Consider the following 17,851-nt stretch of genomic DNA (forward strand, 5'->3'; position numbering starts at 1 on the left):
GGCAAACTCGCCCGCGTCCGCCAGTGGGTCGAGGCCGTCTTCGACACCCTCAAAGGCCAACTCGACCTGGAAGCCCACGGAGGCCGCACCCTGGCTGGCGTCTTCGTCCGCGTCGCACAGCGACTCCTCGCCCTGACCGCCGTGATCTGGCACAACTGGACCATCGGCGCCCCAGTCAAACGGTCCCTCATCGCCTACGACCACTGAATCTTCAAGGCATCAATCATCTAGGCTGTCCGGTGTGGGTGATCTTTTGGTCTGGATCGACTGTGAGATGACGGGGCTGGATCTGGGGAAGGACGCGCTGATCGAAGTCGCGGCGCTGGTGACCGACCCTGATCTCAACGTGCTCGGCGAGGGTGTCGACGTGGTGATCCACGCCGATGACGCCGCGCTCGACGGCATGCTCGAGATCGTCCGTGACATGCATGGCAAGTCGGGCCTCACTGAGGCCGTGCGCGCCTCGACCGTAACCATGGCCGAGGCCGAGGACATGATCATGTCGTACGTCACGGAGCATGTCCGCGACCCGCGCACCGCCCCGCTGTGCGGCAACTCGATCGCGACCGACCGCGGCTTCCTCGCCCGCGACATGCCGCGCCTCGACAACCACCTCCACTACCGGATGATCGACGTGTCCTCCATCAAGGAGCTGTGCCGGCGGTGGTATCCGCGGGTGTACTTCGGCCAGCCACCGAAGGGCCTCGCCCACCGTGCCCTGGCCGACATCCGCGAGAGCATCCGCGAGCTCGAGTACTACCGGCGCACGCTGTTCGTGGCGCTGCCCGGTCCCGACGTCGACACGGCGAAGGCCATCGCCGCCGAGTTGAGCCGGGAAGGCGACACGAACGCGTCGTAACCCTGTCGACGGATCCCGCCCCCCATGCCCTACTATTAGCGGGCGAGTTCATGGTGGCTGTAGCTCAGTTGGCAGAGCACCGGGTTGTGGTCCCGGGTGTCGTGGGTTCAAATCCCATCAGTCACCCCATGCAGATCGGCCCCCGTCGCAGGACGGGGGCCGATCTTTTTCCGCGGGAGTGCGGGGTCAGGGCAGGGGCAGCAGCGCGAGCCGCGCGTGGTACTCGTTGCCGATCCGCTCCGTGTCCGAGCCGACCAGCAGGCCCTGCGGGGTCGCGAGCAGCGCCCGGGCGCCGACGCCGCGCGGGTGGCGCTTGGGGTTCCAGTCGGTGGCCTTGCCCGTCATCGGGTTGATCGCGGCGATGCCGGGTCGGGACACGGCCCCGGGCCCGGCCGACTCGCGGCCCTGCGGGTTGTCCAACCAGCGCTGGTGGCCGCCGACGTAGACGGCCGCGCCGGTGTCCACCACCGAGTACAGCGAGTCGCCGCCGGTCCAGTTGATCCACAGCGGGCGGTGCAGGCCGGTGCCGCGCAGGTCGAAGCGGGCGGCGGTGTCGCACATCAGGTGCTCGCCCCACTTGCGGCCGGTCGTCACGATCGTCGCGTAGGTGCCGGTCGGGTCGAAGTCGATGCCGCGCAGATACGTCTCGAAGCCCGCCCGGCAGGGCCTGGCGTACGCGTCGGTGTACCAGTCGGCCAGGCGCGCGGGGCCGGTGGCCGGGGTGTCGATCATCACGACCTGGGCGCGCCACTGGCCGCCGGCCTGCTCCACGGCGCCAATAGCGCCCAGCCGGGTACCGTCCGGGGTTAGCGCCAGGTCCTCGATCTTGACCCGGGTCAGGTGCGGGGCGGCGAGCTTGAGGTCGAAGCCGGGGTCGACGGCGCCGTTGGTCGCGCTGAGGCGGGCCAGGCCGACCCGGTCGGTCGAGCCGATCCGGCTGAACGAGCCGGCGGCGTAGAGCCACGGGCCGTGCGAGACGAGGCTGCGCACGTCGCCCCAGTTGATCGCGGCGGTGAAGGCCGGGACCCGGCTGCTGTCGGCGAGGCTGAGCCGGGCCAGGCCGCGCTGCGAACCCCCGGCGATGCGCTGGAACGCCCCGCCCGCGAAGACGGTGTTGTCCGGGCCGGTGGCCAGGGCCAGCACCGGGGCGTCGGGCTGCGGTGCGAACGGCAGGATCTCGCCGGTCGCGGCGCGATACGCGAACATGTTGTCGCGCTTGTACCGCACCTTGCGCGTGGCGTCGGTCACGGTCGTGAAGTCCCCGCCCACTACCACCGCGTCACCGACCACCGCGAATGCGCGCACCTCGCCGTCGAGCACGTGGGGCGTGAAGTCGGCGGGGTCGGTCGACACCTGGGTGGGCTGGTTCAGGGCGGCGGAGGCGGGGATGGCGACCGCGAACGCGGCCAGTGCGGTTGCGGCCGCGGCGATTAGGCGTCGTCGCATGCGTGCGTCTCCTCGGTCGTTCATTGGTGCGAAGAATGTGCCGCCGGAGACGGCGGCACATACGCGACCAACGGGAGAACGTCACGAAAGGAAACGCTAAGGCAGCTAAAGTGCCGTAATAGCCGGGGAGTCCGATTCGTTCGGATCGTCGGCATTGACCATAAAGTGGGCGGCGCGCTCGAGGTACTCCCACAGCACCGCCTCGTGCTCAGGCGCGAGCTGGATGGCGTCGACGGCCCGGCGCATCTGCCGCAGCCACGCGTCGCGCTCGGCCGAGGCGATCCGGAAGGGCGCGTGCCGCATCCGCAGCCGAGGATGGCCGCGGCGTTCCGAGTAGGCGCCCGGTCCGCCCCAGTACTGGATCAGGAACAGCCGGAACCGCTCGTTGGCCGGGCCGAGGTCTTCCTCCGGATACAGCGGCCGGAGGATCGGGTCCTCGGCCACGCCGGCGTAGAACTCGTCGACGAGCTTGCGGAAGGTCGGCTCGCCGCCGACGAGCTCGTAGAAGTTGTTGGGGGACGTCACGCCATCAACTATGCCGCGCGGCCTGAGGGGGCGGTGGCGGCGGGAGGCCACCGATCTCGGCGGTGCGCTCGCTGAGGTCGATCGTGTGCTCCGCCGGGTCGGACATCGGCGGCTCCTGGCGCGCCGACGGCCCGGGTGAGGGGCGTCGTCGGGGCGGCAGCGGGGCGCGGCCCAGGTCGATGGTGACCTCGCCGAGGTCGTCGACGCCGTCGCGGCGCTCGGCGGCGCGCTGCTCGGCCGCGACCTGGACCTTGTTGACCGCGATCGCGTCGGCGATGGTGGCCCGCGTCGGCCAGGCGGCGATGATGAGCACGATGGCGACGACGCCGGCGATCCCGAAGAACCCCACCACGTCCGGCAGCGGGAAGTAGGTCGCCAGCCAGCCGGTGAAGACGATCGCCGCGCCCTGCAGCAGGTGCACGCCGCTCTGCATGACGCCGAAGGCGCGGGCCCGGAACGACGGCGGCAGGACCTGCACGAAGAGTCCGTTGCCGGCCGGCAGCGTGATGGCCAGCGACGCCCCCGAGAGCACCGTCATGATCACGACGACGACCAGCCCCGGGTCGAACAGTGCCGGCACGAGTGACAGCGGCGTGACGATCGCCACCGGCCGGATCAGCGCGATCCGCCGCTGGGGCCGCAGCAGCCACGTCACCAGTGCGCTGCCGCACACGAAGCCGCACGCGGCGGCGATCATGATCGTGCCGAACGTGAAGGGGTCGGCATGCCCGGTGAGGTGGGCGGCCCACGCCGCGGCGAGGCCCTCGGGCACCACTCCGAAGCAGACCCCGCAGAAGACGATCAGCGCGATGGCCCGCATGACCGGCGAGCGGAACACGACCCGGTAGCCGTCGATGGCCTCGCGCACCAGGTTGGTGCGCTGCTCCACCTTCAGGCTCGGCGTCCGCTCCTTGACCACCACGGCGATGAGCACCGCGGAGATCGCGAACGTGACCCCGTTGAACAGCAGCGCGGCGGAGTCGTTGACGGCGACCAGCACGGCGCCGAGGGCGTAGCCGCCGATCAGCGCCATCTGGGTGGTGGTGCGGCTCAGCGTGATGCCGGTGACGTACTGCTCTCCCTCCAGCAGCCGCGGCAGCAGCGCGGAGCGCGAGCTGTCGAACGGCGGGCTCAGCAGCGCGTTGCCGAACAGCAGCGCGATGAGCACCGCGACGGGCGCGTGGGGAAAGGCGGCCAGCATGAACATGATCCCGGCGCGGATGAGGTCGCAGCCGATCATGGTGCGGCGATACGGATGGCGCTCCGCCCAGGCCGACAGCAGCGCGCCGAAGCCGAGCCACGGCAGGTAGCTCACGGCGAACGCGGCGCCCGAGAGGACCGCCGAGTGCGTCTGGCCGTAGATCACGGCGACGATGGCGGCCCGGGCCACGTTGTCGCCGAGGACGGACTGGGTCTGGGCTACGAAGACCGCGACGAACTCGCGGTTGGCGAGCGTCTCGCGGATGGTGGCAGGGCGCTGGGCGGACTCGTCGGGGTCGGACACCGGCGGAGCCCCCTTCCCTCCGTCACGACGGTGTAAACGTTCGCGGGCACGGCTGAACCGGTCATTCCACTACTAAGAGGGGCTAACGGCGGCAGACCGGGATAGTATGCAGCGATACACCTGAACGAACGGACGATAACCGACTGACCACCCGACGCGCGACCCTACCTTCCGGGTTGATCACAGATAGCCGCTAGATCGGACAAGTTCCACCATTCGTCGCAGTGTGGGCTATATGGCCATATCTATCGGGCATCGAGCCGCCTCTTGACGTACTCCGTCCGACGGGCCGGTCAGGCGGAGCCGGTCCGCCTCGCCGGCCCGGCCGGCCCAGCCTTTCCGGTCTCGCCGCCCTCGGAGCCCGGGCGGATGTACATGCGCGCGGCGGTGAGCTGGGCGGCGATGCCGGCCCGCTCCAGCGCCTCGGAGAGCCGGCGGCGCAGCTCGCGGCCGACCCGCCACTGCGCCTCGTTCGACGTCTTGACGGTGGTGCGCAGCACCGCGCCGTCGGCGGTGAGCTGCTCGACGCCGAGCACCTTCGGCGGGTCCATGAAGTCCTCGGCGAAGTCCGGGTCCTCGGCGAGCGCGTCGGCCGCCTCGCGCAGCACGGTGGTCGCCTCCTCGATGGAGACGAACCCGACCGGCACATCGATGTTCACCACGGCCCAGCCCTGGCTCTTGTTGCCCACGCGGACGATCTCGCCGTTGCGCACATACCAGACCACGCCCGCACCGTCGCGGATCGTGGTGATCCGTAGCCCGACCGCCTCGACGGTGCCGGTGGTCGCGCCGACGTCGACCACGTCGCCCACGCCGTACTGGTCCTCCAGGAGCATGAACAGGCCGGCGATGAAGTCCTTGACCAGGTTCTGCGCGCCGAAGCCGATCGCGAGGCCGGCGATGCCGGCGCTGGCCAGCAGCGGTCCGAGGTTGATCCCGATCTCGCCGAGCACCAACATCGTCGAGATCGTGAACACCACTACGGAGGCGATACTGCGCAGCACCGAGCCGAGCGCCCGGGCGCGCTGGTTGCGCCGCTCGTTGGGCAGCGCGAGCGCGTTGGGCAGCACGAGTGCGCCGGGCAGCCGGTTGCGCAGCGGCCGCAGCAGCGAGCCGCCCGATTCGTTGTCGGCTATCGTGTGCTTGATCAGCCGGTCGACGGCTCGGTGGATGAGTGCCCGGATGACGAACGCCACCAATACGATGATCACGATCGTCACCGGCTTGATCAGCACCCAATAGCTGCTCTCGGCGAGCCACTTGTTCTTCGTCTGGTCCCAGATGAAATCACACAAGCCGCTCTTGTCCGCGCAGCTCGGTTCGGGGTTGGGCGTTTTCAGGGGCATCGCCAGAGGGCTGATCACGAAGCTCCTAGCAGCAAACCGGTGCGAACCGGGGTAAGTCCACACAAAGGTCCGAGGGGCGCGGGTGAAGGTTCACCCGCCGGCCGCAAATAGTACGTGCAATCCGAGGATCTATCAGGGACGATTAGCCCACGGACCCACTGCCGGTGGGCCCGTGACGAGACCGCTCATGGCCTTTTCCAGGGAGACTTCGCTTCACGTAACTAGGGGGACGGCGATGCCTGACATACGACCCGCACGAGTATCGGGTGCGCTGGTACTCAACGCCACCTACGAGCCGCTGTGTGTCGTGTCTGTCAGACGTGCCACCATCCTGGTCCTGACGTCGAAGGCCGTGTGCGTCGCCGACGGTGACGGGATCCTCCACAGTGCGACGAACGAGCTGCCGGTCCCCTCTGTGGTCCGGCTCACCCGCTATGTCCGGGTGCCATATCGCACACACATAGGCCTCTCCCGGCGCGGCATATTCGCCCGCGACGGATGGCGTTGCGCCTACTGCCGCGGCCCGGCCGAGACCATCGACCACGTGATGCCACGCAGCCGGGGCGGGCGGCACGCCTGGGAGAACGTCGTCGCCGCCTGCGCCCGCTGCAACCACACCAAGGGTGACAAAACGCCAGCCGAGATCGGCTGGCGTTTGTATACCGCCCCCATCGCGCCGAAGGGCGTCGCGTGGCGGGTGCTCGGCCACCGCACCCCCGACCCGCGCTGGGCCGACTGGCTCGAGCTGCCGGCCGACGGGCTCCCGCAGGCCGCCTGAGCGTCCGGCGCGGGTCGAGCCGCGGTGTGAGGCCACTCACGTGTTCCGGCATACTGGCCTGGGAGGCCCATGCCGGTGATGAGCATGTCCGTTGCAAGGCTTCGCCGTGGCGGAGATCGGGTCGGACACCCCCGGCAACCGGCTGGTCAAGACCGCCCGCTAACGTGAAGCCGGTCTTTTAGTCCCTTCGACGCCTGGGGGCGTTGAGCTTGTCCATCATCGAGACGACGCTGATCTTCGCCGGGATTCCGGTAGCGGTCATCCTGCTCATCGCGGGCGCCGTCTACGCGGGGGGTTCCCGCCGTAGCAAGCGCTACCGGCCCGGACGGCCGTTCGAGTTCACGCCCGTCTGGTTCCTCTCCGCGCCCGAGCAGCTGGCCAAGGCGGAGAACGCCCGCGAGCTCACCGGTGCGCGGCGGGCGGAACTGACCGCAGGCGGCGATGCCTCCACCGCGACCGAGTGGTCCGGCGACAAGGCCCAGCCGCATGTCATCGGAGGCGCAAGTGACCGGTGGTAACCCGGCTGCCCACAGGGGCCAGCCCGAAGTCCTCAATGGCCCGTTCACCACGCGCCAGCTGCTGCGCCTCGACGAGGCGCTGCGCCTGGCCGACGCTTCGACCGGGCTGACGTTCAGCATCTACGTCGGCGACCTTGAGGAGCCGGTCCGTGCCTACGCGGAGAAGCTGCACGGCCAGCTGGCCGACCCGCCGCACTCCGTGCTCATCGCGCTCTCCCCGAACCAGCGCCAGCTCGAGATCGTCACCGGTGGCGAGGCCCGGCGCCGGCTGCCGGACCGTGCCGCCAAGCTGGCGGCCCTGTCGATGGCCGCGGCCTTCGGCGGCGGAGACCTCGCCGGCGGCCTGGTCTCCGGCCTGGCCCAGCTCGCCGCCCACGCCGGCCGGCACTGACCCAGCGCAAAACGAAGCGGCGCGCGCCCCGCCCGGGACGCGCGCCGCTTCCTTGCTCTCAGGCCGCCTCGGCGTCCTTGGCGCGGGCCTGCAGGGCTCGCACGATGCCGTCGCGGCCCTCGCCCACCAGGCGGCGCAGCGGGGCCGGCCTGTCGGGCGTGGCCAGCCAGGCCTCGGTCCGCGCGATGGTGTCCTCGCTCACCTGGTACGCCGGGTAGCCCAGCTCGACGAACTCCGCCGCGGGCTCGCTGTCGCGGTTCTCCCACACCGGCAGCAGCGCGTCGAAGTAGGCGGGCACGTACGGCGCGGTCAGCGCCGTCTGCGCCGAGTGCTGGAAGCCCTGCAGCAGCGAGCGCTGTAGCCAGTTGGGCAACGAGTGGTCCTCGGTGATCCGGCGCCACGTCTCGGCCTTCGCCTCGGCGGTCGGCACCAGGGCCCGGGACAGCGCGGCCTGCCGCTCGCCGCTGGCCGTGCGGTCCCGGTCGAGCTCGGTCTCGATCTCGGCCGGGTCGGCGGCGCCGTTGGCGATGAGTGCGTGCAGGATGCCCCAGCGCAGGTCGGCCTGGATGGTCAGGCCGGCCGGCACGTCCTCGCCCCGCAGCCAGCCGGAGAGCACGGCCAGGTCGGCCTCGCTGCGCGCGGCGGACGCGAACGAGCGGGCCCACGCGAGCTGGAAGCCGCTGCCCGGCTCGGCCGAGCGCAGCGCCTCGCGCGCCGTGCCGGCCAGCTGTGCCCAGCCCTGTGGCGCCCAGGCCGGGTCGGCGTAGAAGACCAGTGCCGACTGCGCCTGCCGGATGGTGGCCGTGACGAGGTTGATGTCCTTCTCGGCCGGCAGGCCGACGGCGACGAGGCGCACGTAGTCGCGGGCCGCGAGCTCGGCGTCGCGGACCATGTCCCAGGACGCCGACCAGACCAGCGCGCGGGCCAGCGAGTTGTCCAGCCCGTCGATGTGGTCGACCACCGTGGCCATCGAGCGCGGGTCCAGCCGCAGCTTGGCGTAGGTGAGGTCGTCGTCGTTGAGCAGCAGCACGTCGGCGGCGCGGCGGCCGGCCAGCGCGGTGATCTCGGTCCGCTCGCCGTCGACGTCGGCCTCGATCAGCTCCCGGCGCACGAGGCCGCCGTCGACGAGGTCGTAGAGGCCGATGCCGATGCGGTGGGTGCGCAGCGTCGGGTAGGCGGCCGGCGCCTCCTGGCGCACCACGACCCGCTCATACGTGCCGTCCGCCGCGATCGACGGCTCCGGCCGCAGGGTGTTGACCTGGGCGGTCTCCAGCCATTGCGCGGCGAACTTGCGCAGCTCCTTGCCGCTGGCGCTCTCCAGCGCGGTGAGCAGGTCGTCGAACGTGGCGTTGCCCCACTGGTGCTGCTGGAAGTAGGCGCGCAGGCCGCGGCGGAACGCGTCGATGCCGACGTAGGCGACCAGCTGCTTGATGACGCTGGCGCCCTTGGCGTAGGTGATGCCGTCGAAGTTGACCTCGACCGCCTCGACGTCGGGCATCTCGGTGTACACCGGGTGGGTCGAGGACAGCTGGTCCTGCCGGTAGCCCCAGTTCTTGCGCACCGACAGGAACGTCGTCCAGGCGTCGGAGAAGCGGGTCGCGTGGGTGTTGCACCAGTGGCTGGCCCATTCCGCGAACGACTCGTTGAGCCACAGGTCGTCCCACCAGCGCATGGTGACCAGGTCGCCGAACCACATGTGGGCCAGTTCGTGCAGGATCGTGTTGGCCCGCTGCTCGTACTCGAAGTCGGTGACCGGCGAGCGGAAGATGTAGTGCTGCTCGGCGTGGACCACGCAGCCGAAGTTCTCCATCGCGCCGGCGTTGAACTCGGGGGAGTACACCTGGTCGTACTTCGGCAGCGGGTAGCGGATGCCGAACTCTTCGTGGAAGAAGTCGAAGCCCTGCTTCGTGATCAGGTTGATCTCGTCGGCGTCGAGATACTGCTTCATGGACTGCCTGCAGAAGACGCCCAGGTCGATGCCGTCGTGCGTCTCGCGGACCTCGTGGTAGGGCCCGGCGCACACGGCCGTGATGTAGGTGCTCATCGGCGGCGTGGGCATGAAGTGGCGCACGAGGCCGTCCTGCCGCTCCAGCGGCATGTTGGAGATGACCTTCCAGTGCGCCGGCGCCGTCACGCGGAAGGTGAACGCCGCCTTGAGGTCCGGCTGGTCGAAGCAGGCGAAGGCGCGCTGCGCGTCGGCCGTCTCGAACTGGCTGTAGAGATACACCTCCTTGTCCACGGGGTCGACGCTGCGGTGCAGGCCCTGGCCGGTCGTGGAGTATGCGAAGTCGGCGTCCACGACGAGCACGTTGTCGGCCCGCAGCCCCGGCAGCGCCAGCCCGCCCTCCGTCGACCAGCCGCCGATGTCGACGGGCTCGCCGTTGAGCGTCGCGCCGCGCAGGGTCGCCGCGGCGACCTCGATGAAGGTCTCGGCGCCCGGCTGCCGGCAGGTGAACCGCACCTCAGTGATCGACCGGAACGTGCCTTCCCCGGGATTTCCGGCGCCATCGGTCAGGTCGAGGCTGATGTCGTACGCCGTGCCGCCGAGCAGGCGGGCCCGCTCGACGGCTTCGACCTGGCGTAGGTTGCGTACACCGGCCACGTGTCGTCTCCTGTCGTTTCGCTGTGGCCGTCCCCGTCGACGGCGTCACACCGAGTGTTCCATGTTCCCGGAGGACACTGGGGGAGTGGCTCAGGTCACCCACGCGTGAAGTGGTACGTAACGGGATGGCTGCGTAAGGATCGGAATTGATTTCCGACTCTTTCACTAGTGAGGTGGTCACGTCATGGCCGAAGACCGCGTCATCGCCGACATGTGGTTCGACCCGCGCTGCCCGTGGGCCTGGATCACCTCCCGCTGGCTGCTGGAGGTGGAGCAGGTCCGCCCCGTGCGGGTCCGCTTCCACGTCATGAGCCTGTCGATCCTCAACGAGGGCCGTGACGACCTTCCCCAGCAGTACAAGGAGGGTCTGGCAAAGGGTTGGGAGCCGGTTCGCGTGGCGATCGCCGCCGAGCAGAAGTTCGGCAATGAGGTACTTCGTCCGCTCTACACCGCGCTCGGCACCCGTATCCACCACGAGAAGCAGGAGCTCTCCGACGAGCTCTACCGCTCGGCCCTCGCCGATGCCGGCCTCCCGGCGGACCTCGCCGAGTTCGCCGGGTCGACCGAGTACGACGAGAAGCTGCGCGAGAGCCACTTCGCCGGGATGAACCCGGTGGGGATGGACGTGGGCACGCCGGTCATCCACGTGCCGGGTCCGGACGGCAAGATCATCGCGTTCTTCGGCCCCGTCATCACCCCCACGCCACGGGGTGAGGCCGCCGGTCGCCTGTGGGACGGCACGCTGCTGGTCGCCGGCACGCCCGGGTTTTACGAGATCAAGCGCACCCGCGACGTGGGTCCCATCTTCGACTGAGGTGCGTTAGGAGTAGCCTGCCTACTCGTGCGGCGGTTCTTCACACCCCGGTGGGTGCTCGGCCACGCCCTGGCGCTCGCCGGGGTGGCCGTTTGCCTGCTCGCGGGTCGCTGGCAGTATCAGCGGGCCACCGCCGGCAACGTGCTCAGCTGGGCGTACACCGTCCAGTGGCCGCTCTTCGCGCTTTTCGTGGTCTTCCTCTGGGTGCGTGCGATCCGCGACGCCCGGGGCGGCAGCACACCCCGGAAGGCCCCGCCGCCGTTGCGCCCGCTGGTGAGCCGGGCGCCCGCCGCGCCGGCGGTGAGCGGCGAGGACGATCCGGAGCTCGCGCAGTACAACCGGATGCTCGCCTGGCTCTCGGCCAACCCCGGCCGCCGTGCGAGCGACTTCCCAGGATGACGCGACCGACCAGGGACGAGACCGACCAGGGATGAAGCAGATGAACCTCAACCCCGCACTCACCCGCTACCGGGTCGTCGCCTGGATCGTCGGCGTGCTGCTGATCGTGCTCACGGTGGGCACGGTGCTGAAGTACACCGCCGGCGACGAAACGATCGTCGCCCTGGTTGGGCCGGCACATGGCTTCCTGTACATGGTCTACCTGGTGCTCGCCGCCGACCTGGCCCGCCGGGCGCGCTGGCGGCTCCCGTTCACGGCGGTGGTGCTGCTGGCCGGCACCGTGCCGTTCCTGTCCTTCGTCGCCGAGCGGTTCGTGACGCGCCGGGTCCGCTCGGCGTTCTCCCTCGTGACGTCCGAGGCGCCCTGACCGGACAGGCGTCCGCACGACAGAACCGCTCGTGGTGGGCGGCGCGTGCCGTTTCCTGGAAGACGCACAGCCGGTGCGACACCGGCGCGAACGGGTGGCGTTGCGACTTGTGACGACAGACACCCGCCGGGAGAGGCCGAGACGATGACCGAGACCTGCTGGACCGTCCAGGAGCGGACCTGGAAGGACGAGCTGCCCGAACTGCCCGACGAGGTGAGCGCGCTGCTCGCCCCGCCCGTCGTGGTGTGCGCTTCGGGGCTGCCGCGCGGCACGCGCCGCCGCACTGCGGGACGGGCGGTCCCCCGTGCCCCCCGTGCCAAGGCCCGGGTCGGCTGACCTATAGCGTTTGCCCCATGACGGTTGCGCACCCGATCGCCCACGCTTGGCTCTCCACCGGAGGGACCGGAGCGCAGAACTACGACGAGTTCGCCGACGACGCGGAGATCACCGCGATCATCGCCGCCAACCCGGCCAGCGCGCTGGCCGTGGAGATGCCGCACCGGGCCCCGCAGAGCATCGGCCGCCCGTTCCTGGACTGCCTGCCCGACGCGGTGGAGCGGCTGCGCGCGGCGAAGGAGGACGGCCACTACGCCCCCGCCTCGGACGTCGTGGTGCTCTACCGGATCACCGCGCCCGACGGCGCCCGCGCCTACGGGCTGTGGTGCATGGTCGACACCGACCAGATCTCGACCAGTGCCGACGAGCCCGGTGCGGTGATCCGCAACGAGGACGTGTTCATCGAGAAGGTCCGCGAGCGGGTCGCGCTCGCCGAGGCCACCCGCCACCTGCTCTCGCCCGTCCTGCTGCTGCAGACCGCCCACGGCGAGGCACTGCACGCGGCGCTGGCGCAGGCCGTCGCCGACGCGGGGAGCCCGGCCGTCACCGACCTCGACCCGTCCGGCCGCGCCCACGAGATCTGGGCCGTCGGCGCCGGCACCACCCGCGACCGGCTGCTGGCGCTGGCCGGCGGCGGCGAGCTCGTCGTCGCCGACGGCAACCACCGCAGCCTCGCCGCGCAGACCGCGGGGTACGCGCGATTCCTGGCCGTCATCACCACCCCGGAGTCGGTGGCGATCCAGCCGTACAACCGGCTCGTCTCGGAGCTGCCGGGCCGGCTGGAAGGCCTCGACCTGCGACCGCTGACCGGCCCCGCCGGCGTGCCGGCCATCGGCGGGCGCGTGCACCTGTACACCCGCGACGGCGCCTGGTCGGCCGCCCTGCCCCGGGTCGATGGCGCGAGCGTCGTGGACAACCTCGACCACGCCCTCGTCGAGCGGCGGCTGTTCGCCGAGGCCCTCGGCCTGGAGCCGGGCGACAAGCGGATCACGTACGTCGGCGGCGACTATCCGGCCGAGTGGCTGCGCGGCGAGGTCGACGCCGGCCGGGCCGAGCTGGCCGTGCTCATCGCGCCGGTGACCGTCGACGACTTCGTGGCGGTCAACCTGGCCCGCCAGAAGATGCCGCGCAAGAGCACCTGGTTCACGCCGAAGGCACGGGCCGGTCTGGTCGTCGCACAGCTCGATTCGTTCTAGTCACCCGATCGTGGTACACACTAGGCCGCTGAACTTCGGTCCTGGGGTGTGCACATGTCATTGCAGATCTTCATCGCGGCGATGATCGCCGCCTGCGGCGTCGGCGCGTTCGCCGCCGCCGCTGTCGTCTGGGACCGCCGCCGCTTCTGGCGGCTGCGAACGGGCGCGACGGCCGGGTGGGTCTTCGGTTTCCTGCTGCTGGGCGGCGGGTTGCTGGCGGGTTCGTGCTTGGGCCTGATCCGGCTCTGACAGACTGCCGGGTATGCGCGTCTACGTTGGTTCCGACCATGCCGGTTATGAGCTGAAAGAGCATCTGGTCAGCGCCCTCGGGCCGCTGGGCTATGAGGTCGTGGACGTCGGTCCGGCGAAGTACGACCCCGACGACGACTACCCGGCGTTCTGTTTCCACACGGGCGCCCGGGTGGTCGCCGACCCGGACAGCCTGGGCGTGGTCATCGGCGGCTCGGGCAACGGCGAGCAGATCGCCGCGAACAAGGTGCCCGGCGTCCGGGCCGCCCTCGCGTGGAACGTCGACACCGCCCAGCTGGCCCGGGAGCACAACAACGCCAACGTCGTCGCCATCGGCGCGCGCCAGCACACGCTGGACGAGGCAACTACGCTCGTGAGTGCGTTCCTGCGCACGGAGTTCTCCGGCAACGAGCGGCACGTCCGGCGTATCGCGCAGGTGCTGGAGTACGAGACGTCCCACACCCTGCCGCCGCTGCCGGACTAGGAGACCTAGCGCTCGCCGTACTCAGGCGGGGGTGCCGAGCGTTGCGCGGGGATGTCGGCGATCCTCGGCATGATGATCGTCGCGCCGACGTCCTCGAGTGGCTGCCCGGCCTGCCGGGCAGCGAGGCGCTCCTGCAGCAGCGCCCGCGGGATCTCCATGGTGATGTCGCCGGCGTGCTCGGGTGTGCCTGCCTGCGGCACCGGCTGCCGGCGCTGGTCCGCCTCCCGCTCCATGCTCAGCGCCCAGGCCTGGTCGCGCGTCAGCCGTGCGTCGAGCCGCCAAAGGATCAGCGGCAGCAGGCACACCGCGAGCCCCAGGCACGGCCACAGCAGCGAGGCGGGCGCCGCGTAGTCGCGCGCGAACGACATTACGATCGCCGCCACCAGCACCACCAGCCAGCCGAGATGGTTGCGGAACGTGCGCAGTCCGTCGTGGGTGCCGCTCTCGCCCTTCGGCGTGACCACGAACCGGGTCGGCCGCCGGAGGATCGTGCTGATCAGCTGCACCGCGTAGATCGGCGCGCCGATGATCGACATCAGCATGCCCTTGAAGCCGCGGGAGTCCGGCGGCTCGTAGGGGCTGACGTTGTACTGCCGGTTGTTGATGTACAGCCACAGCGAAAAGGCGGTGGCGTCGGTATACAGCGCGAACCACAGCTGCGGCGAGATCGTCATGCCGCTGACGCCGAGGGCCAGGAACAGGATCGCGTTGGCGATGCCCAGCAGCCAGCCGATCGCCATCGACGGGTAGAACGTCGTGATCAGCGTGTAGTGCAGCATGCCGCCCGGCGACAGCCGCCAGAACCGCCGCCAGTACGTCCGGGCGAGGATCTCGAACGTGCCGCGCGACCAGCGCCGCTGCTGGCTGAAGTAGTCGTTCCAGCTCGTCGGCCCCTCGCCGGCGGAGAGCACGTCCGGGGTATACACCGACTTCCACCGCCGCCCGGTCTGCGGGTTGCGGGTCGTGTGCAGCATCAGTCCGGTCGCCATGTCCTCGGTGATCGAGTCGCTGAGCCCGCCGATGCTGCGCAGCGCCGAGACCCGGATGGCGTTGTTGGTGCCGACCAGCATCGACGTGCCGTAGCGATTGGCCGCCCGCTGGATGACGCTGTGGAACGGGAACTGCTGCGACTCCGCGGCCCGGGTCACGAAGGCCTCGCCGTTCTTGTAGCACTGCGGGCCGATCGCATACGCCACGTCGGGGTCGCGGAAGTAGCCGACGATCCGCTCGGCGAAGTTGGCCAGCGGCACATGGTCGGGGTCGACGGCGAGCAGCACGTCGTAGTCCTCGCCGTGCGCGTCCACCCACGCGTTGTAGTTGCCGTGCTTGGTCTTGGCCCGGAACGGCCCCTTCGGCTGGTTGTACCGCTGGCTGCCCTTGCGCGTGAAGTGCCGGATGCCGAGCTCCTCGCACATGGCCTTGACGTCGTCGTCGTCGCCCTCGTCGAGCAGCCAGATGTCGAACACGCCGCGGTGGCGGATGCGCTTGGCCGCCCGCAGCGTGTCGCGGACGACCGCGATCGGCTCCTTGCTGGGCACGATCGTGGTCAGGAACGCCAGCCGCAGCCGCGGGTCGGGGGTCACCGGGATCGGGTCGCGAGCGGTGATCGAGGCCAGCGACAGCGACAGCACGTTGATCAGCCGCAGCAGCTCGACGATGGCGATGGTGACGATCACGAACACGTTCGCGATCCCGGCCGCCTCGGCCGTCGGCCCCGGGTTGGTCTGCGCGAAGTGCGCGGGCTGCAGCAGCCAGACGCAGAAGACCACCTCGAAGCAGATGTTGAGCAGCGCGATCAGCACCGAGCGGGCCACCCGGGACCGGCCGTCGACCTTGCGCTGCGGACGGTAACGCACCCGGTACGGCTCGTTGGCCGGCGGCGGGTTCAGCGGGCCGGCGAGCCGGCTGTAGCTCTCCAGCCGCGCCCAGGACCGGCCGTACACGGGAATCTCGAGTGGCTCCGTCACGGGGTCCTTTCGCTGCGTCGCGCCGCGGACGCGGGGTTCCACCCGCCCGACCGCCAGAGAGCATAAGTCACGCGAGGCTTGCTCGCGTTGGCCGTGATGCTGGTAACCCGGCCAGGGTGATGCGCTGGGATACCCTCCCGTGGTGGCGAACGTCGTGGCGGGTGGCGGGACGCGGACGGGTTCGGTGGTGCTCGCGTTCGCGCTGGCGGTGCTGAGCGGATGCGAAAGGGCCGACCCGCCGGAGCCGACAGGTTCGGCCGCGGCCGCCTACGGCAACTGCACGCCGTCGCCGGCCCCCGCCCGGCCGGTCGCCGGGAACCCGCTCGCCGGCCGCCCGTTCTTCGTCGACCCCAACGGGCCGGCGGCGCTGCAGGTGGCGCGCTGGGAGGGCCAGCAGCGCGCGGCCGATGCCGCCGCCCTGCGCAGGATCTCCGACCGCCCGGTGGCCCTGTGGGTCGGCGACGATGCCGGCAGCGTCGGCGCGCGCGTCGACGCCGTGCTGGGCTGCGCCGTGGCGCAGGGGCAGTTGCCTGTCCTGGTGGCGTACAACATCCCGAACCGTGACTGCGGCAGTTACTCGTCCGGCGGCGCCGCGTCACGGGATGAGTACCGATCGTGGATCCGGGCGTTCGCGAGCGGCGTGCGGGGCCGGCCGGTCGCGGTCATCGTGGAGCCGGACGCGGTCGCGCACGCCGTCGAGGGCTGCGACAGCGAGTCGCGGTACGAGCTGCTGGCCGACGCCGTCCAGGTGCTCAAGGCGACCGGCTCGGCGGTGGTCTACCTCGACGCGGGCCACCCGCGGTGGATCACCGACGTGAACAGGCTGGCCGCAGCGCTGCAGCGCGCCGGGATCGCCCACGCCGACGGCTTCTCCCTCAACGTGGCCAACTTCGTCAGTACGCCGGACAACGTGGCGTACGGCAACCGGATCTCCGGCGCCGTCCCCGGCAAGCCGCACTTCGTGATCGACACCAGCCGTAACGGCGCAGGCGAGGTGGAGACCGCCGGCGACGTGGACGGCGGCCCGCGGTGGTGCAACCCGCCGGGCCGCCTGCTGGGCAAGCCCCCGACCACGGACACCGGCGACCCGCGCGTGGACGCCCTGCTGTGGATCAAGCGGCCAGGCGAGTCCGACGGCGCCTGCCGCCCCGGTGAGCCCCCGGCCGGCCAGTGGTGGCCCGAGTACGCCCTGGACCTGGCCCAGCGCTCGGCCTGACCGCTCGCGCCGTTCGCAGCCGCGTCGCCGATCGGCCCGGCGGAACCGGGCGGCGGGTTCACCCTCCGGATCGCGGCCCCTGCCAGCGGACGGGGAAGACGCCGAGCCGGGCCTCGTGCCGGGGGTCTCCCGACTCGGCGTGGCCGGCGGGTTTCGTGCAGCGGACCTCCACGTCGCCGGTGGCGGTGGTGGTCGTCTTCGTGGCGGGGCAGGTGGCGATCTCCATGACGCACGACCTTAGTCGAACATGCGTACGAAAGTAGTCGTGATCAAGGAATTGACCTGCTGAAACGTCCGGTACGTGCCCGCCGGTGCCCGATCATCCGGATTCTTCCAGGCGGGCGGCGCGGGCGTTGAGGTAGCGCTGCTGCGGCAGGTTGCCGGCCAGGGACGCCGCGGTCAGGTACGACACCCGGGCGCCCACCGGGTCGCCGGCCATCTCCAGCAGGTGGGCGCGTACGGCGTGCAGGCGGTGGTCGGCGGCCCTCCAGCGTGGCCGCGGCCATCAGAAGCCCAGCTCCGCGGAGGCCTCGACGATCGGGCGCACATCGGCGTACGCGGTGGCGGCGACCTCTGGCGGCGCCGGGCACTCGCCGAGGCGCATCGCGATCTGGGTGGCCCGGTCGAAGCTGTCGCACTCGACGATCCAGTAACCGGCGAGGACCTCCTGCGTCTCCGCGTAGGGCCCGTCGGTCACGACGGCGGGCGCGCCGCTGACCCGCCGGGTGTGTACGGGCGCGTCGAGGCAGGCGAAGTCCTCCGGCGTCCATGGCGTCTCGGGCGTCTGGCCGGGCTTGCCCGCCATCGCGTCGTAGTCGCGCTGCGAGGCGTAGCTCAGGATCATGTACTTCACG

At 70.7% G+C, this 17,851-nt stretch carries 20 protein-coding genes, 1 tRNA gene and 1 pseudogene; 14 read left to right on the forward strand and 8 right to left on the reverse strand.

What is annotated here, in order from left to right; translation table 11 throughout:
• From ABT297_RS36150 to ABT297_RS36160, 3 genes and pseudogenes are all read left to right on the forward strand, one after another.
• Positions 1 to 207 (forward strand): annotated as a pseudogene (locus ABT297_RS36150) (IS982 family transposase); the annotation flags it as partial.
• 34 nt (positions 208 to 241) lie between these two features.
• Positions 242 to 859 (forward strand): oligoribonuclease, encoded by a 618-nt coding sequence (orn, locus tag ABT297_RS36155; protein WP_350556994.1) that lies wholly within the window; start codon positions 242 to 244, stop codon positions 857 to 859.
• A 53-nt stretch (positions 860 to 912) separates the two neighbouring features.
• Positions 913 to 988: transfer RNA gene (locus ABT297_RS36160), tRNA-His, on the forward strand.
• A 57-nt stretch (positions 989 to 1,045) separates the two neighbouring features.
• On the opposite strand, the gene ABT297_RS36165 is transcribed toward ABT297_RS36160, so the two are convergent.
• From ABT297_RS36165 to ABT297_RS36180, 4 genes are all read right to left on the reverse strand, one after another.
• Positions 1,046 to 2,305, reverse strand: coding sequence for a delta-60 repeat domain-containing protein (locus ABT297_RS36165; RefSeq protein ID WP_350556995.1), 1,260 nt, complete (start codon positions 2,303 to 2,305; stop codon positions 1,046 to 1,048).
• Positions 2,306 to 2,410: 105 nt separating this feature from the next.
• Positions 2,411 to 2,830 carry a globin gene (locus ABT297_RS36170; RefSeq protein ID WP_350556996.1) on the reverse strand — a complete coding sequence of 140 codons (420 nt, stop codon included), beginning with the start codon at positions 2,828 to 2,830 and terminating at the stop codon, positions 2,411 to 2,413.
• A gap of 4 nt (positions 2,831 to 2,834) precedes the next feature.
• Positions 2,835 to 4,334: an MFS transporter gene (locus ABT297_RS36175; RefSeq protein ID WP_350556997.1), complete on the reverse strand. Its 1,500-nt coding sequence runs from the start codon at positions 4,332 to 4,334 to the stop codon at positions 2,835 to 2,837.
• A gap of 293 nt (positions 4,335 to 4,627) precedes the next feature.
• Positions 4,628 to 5,680, reverse strand: a complete 1,053-nt coding sequence (locus ABT297_RS36180) for a mechanosensitive ion channel family protein (protein ID WP_502885700.1) — start codon at positions 5,678 to 5,680, stop codon at positions 4,628 to 4,630.
• A 235-nt stretch (positions 5,681 to 5,915) separates the two neighbouring features.
• Between ABT297_RS36180 and ABT297_RS36185 the strand changes: the two genes are divergently transcribed.
• From ABT297_RS36185 to ABT297_RS36195, 3 genes are all read left to right on the forward strand, one after another.
• On the forward strand, positions 5,916 to 6,458 hold the full coding sequence (locus ABT297_RS36185; protein ID WP_350556999.1) for an HNH endonuclease: 543 nt from the start codon (positions 5,916 to 5,918) through the stop codon (positions 6,456 to 6,458).
• A 209-nt stretch (positions 6,459 to 6,667) separates the two neighbouring features.
• Positions 6,668 to 6,976: an aa3-type cytochrome oxidase subunit CtaJ gene (gene ctaJ, locus ABT297_RS36190; RefSeq protein ID WP_350557000.1), complete on the forward strand. Its 309-nt coding sequence runs from the start codon at positions 6,668 to 6,670 to the stop codon at positions 6,974 to 6,976.
• Positions 6,945 to 7,367, forward strand: coding sequence for a DUF5130 family protein (locus ABT297_RS36195; RefSeq protein ID WP_350557001.1), 423 nt, complete (start codon positions 6,945 to 6,947; stop codon positions 7,365 to 7,367). Before ctaJ ends, ABT297_RS36195 begins: the two co-directional genes overlap by 32 nt.
• A gap of 58 nt (positions 7,368 to 7,425) precedes the next feature.
• Here the strand turns inward: ABT297_RS36195 and pepN are convergent, their stop codons facing one another.
• On the reverse strand, positions 7,426 to 9,969 hold the full coding sequence (gene pepN, locus ABT297_RS36200; RefSeq protein WP_350557002.1) for an aminopeptidase N: 2,544 nt from the start codon (positions 9,967 to 9,969) through the stop codon (positions 7,426 to 7,428).
• Between the two features lie 184 nt (positions 9,970 to 10,153).
• Here pepN and ABT297_RS36205 point away from each other — a divergent pair, with 184 nt between their 5' ends.
• The 7 genes from ABT297_RS36205 (at position 10,154) to ABT297_RS36235 (ending at position 13,814) form a co-directional block, all read left to right on the forward strand.
• Positions 10,154 to 10,783 (forward strand): mycothiol-dependent nitroreductase Rv2466c family protein, encoded by a 630-nt coding sequence (locus ABT297_RS36205; protein ID WP_350557003.1) that lies wholly within the window; start codon positions 10,154 to 10,156, stop codon positions 10,781 to 10,783.
• Between the two features lie 27 nt (positions 10,784 to 10,810).
• Entirely contained in the window at positions 10,811 to 11,182 is a 372-nt protein-coding gene (locus ABT297_RS36210; protein WP_350557004.1) for a hypothetical protein, read from the forward strand.
• 40 nt (positions 11,183 to 11,222) lie between these two features.
• Positions 11,223 to 11,549 carry a DUF3817 domain-containing protein gene (locus ABT297_RS36215; protein WP_350557005.1) on the forward strand — a complete coding sequence of 109 codons (327 nt, stop codon included), beginning with the start codon at positions 11,223 to 11,225 and terminating at the stop codon, positions 11,547 to 11,549.
• A 144-nt stretch (positions 11,550 to 11,693) separates the two neighbouring features.
• Positions 11,694 to 11,885, forward strand: a complete 192-nt coding sequence (locus ABT297_RS36220; RefSeq protein WP_350557006.1) for a hypothetical protein — start codon at positions 11,694 to 11,696, stop codon at positions 11,883 to 11,885.
• A gap of 17 nt (positions 11,886 to 11,902) precedes the next feature.
• A complete protein-coding gene (locus tag ABT297_RS36225) occupies positions 11,903 to 13,081 on the forward strand; it encodes a DUF1015 family protein (protein ID WP_350557007.1) in 1,179 nt (392 codons plus the stop codon).
• Positions 13,082 to 13,135: 54 nt separating this feature from the next.
• Positions 13,136 to 13,330, forward strand: a complete 195-nt coding sequence (locus ABT297_RS36230; protein ID WP_350557008.1) for a hypothetical protein — start codon at positions 13,136 to 13,138, stop codon at positions 13,328 to 13,330.
• A 13-nt stretch (positions 13,331 to 13,343) separates the two neighbouring features.
• Positions 13,344 to 13,814, forward strand: coding sequence for a ribose-5-phosphate isomerase (locus ABT297_RS36235; RefSeq protein WP_350557009.1), 471 nt, complete (start codon positions 13,344 to 13,346; stop codon positions 13,812 to 13,814).
• A gap of 5 nt (positions 13,815 to 13,819) precedes the next feature.
• Here ABT297_RS36235 and ABT297_RS36240 read toward each other — a convergent pair whose 3' ends face one another.
• On the reverse strand, positions 13,820 to 15,781 hold the full coding sequence (locus ABT297_RS36240; RefSeq protein ID WP_350557010.1) for a glycosyltransferase family 2 protein: 1,962 nt from the start codon (positions 15,779 to 15,781) through the stop codon (positions 13,820 to 13,822).
• Between the two features lie 142 nt (positions 15,782 to 15,923).
• On the opposite strand from ABT297_RS36240, the gene ABT297_RS36245 reads away from it, so the two are divergent.
• Positions 15,924 to 16,997, forward strand: a complete 1,074-nt coding sequence (locus ABT297_RS36245) for a glycoside hydrolase family 6 protein (RefSeq protein WP_350557011.1) — start codon at positions 15,924 to 15,926, stop codon at positions 16,995 to 16,997.
• 58 nt (positions 16,998 to 17,055) lie between these two features.
• Here the strand turns inward: ABT297_RS36245 and ABT297_RS36250 are convergent, their stop codons facing one another.
• Together ABT297_RS36250 and ABT297_RS36255 are read right to left on the reverse strand one after the other, a co-directional pair.
• Positions 17,056 to 17,223, reverse strand: a complete 168-nt coding sequence (locus ABT297_RS36250; protein ID WP_350557012.1) for a hypothetical protein — start codon at positions 17,221 to 17,223, stop codon at positions 17,056 to 17,058.
• 279 nt (positions 17,224 to 17,502) lie between these two features.
• On the reverse strand, positions 17,503 to 17,841 hold the full coding sequence (locus tag ABT297_RS36255) for a YciI family protein (RefSeq protein ID WP_350557031.1): 339 nt from the start codon (positions 17,839 to 17,841) through the stop codon (positions 17,503 to 17,505).
• Positions 17,842 to 17,851 lie beyond the last annotated feature (10 nt).

The sequence above is a fragment of the Dactylosporangium sp. NPDC000555 genome, from assembly GCF_040300025.1.
Taxonomy (GTDB): Bacteria; Actinomycetota; Actinomycetes; order Mycobacteriales; family Micromonosporaceae; genus Dactylosporangium.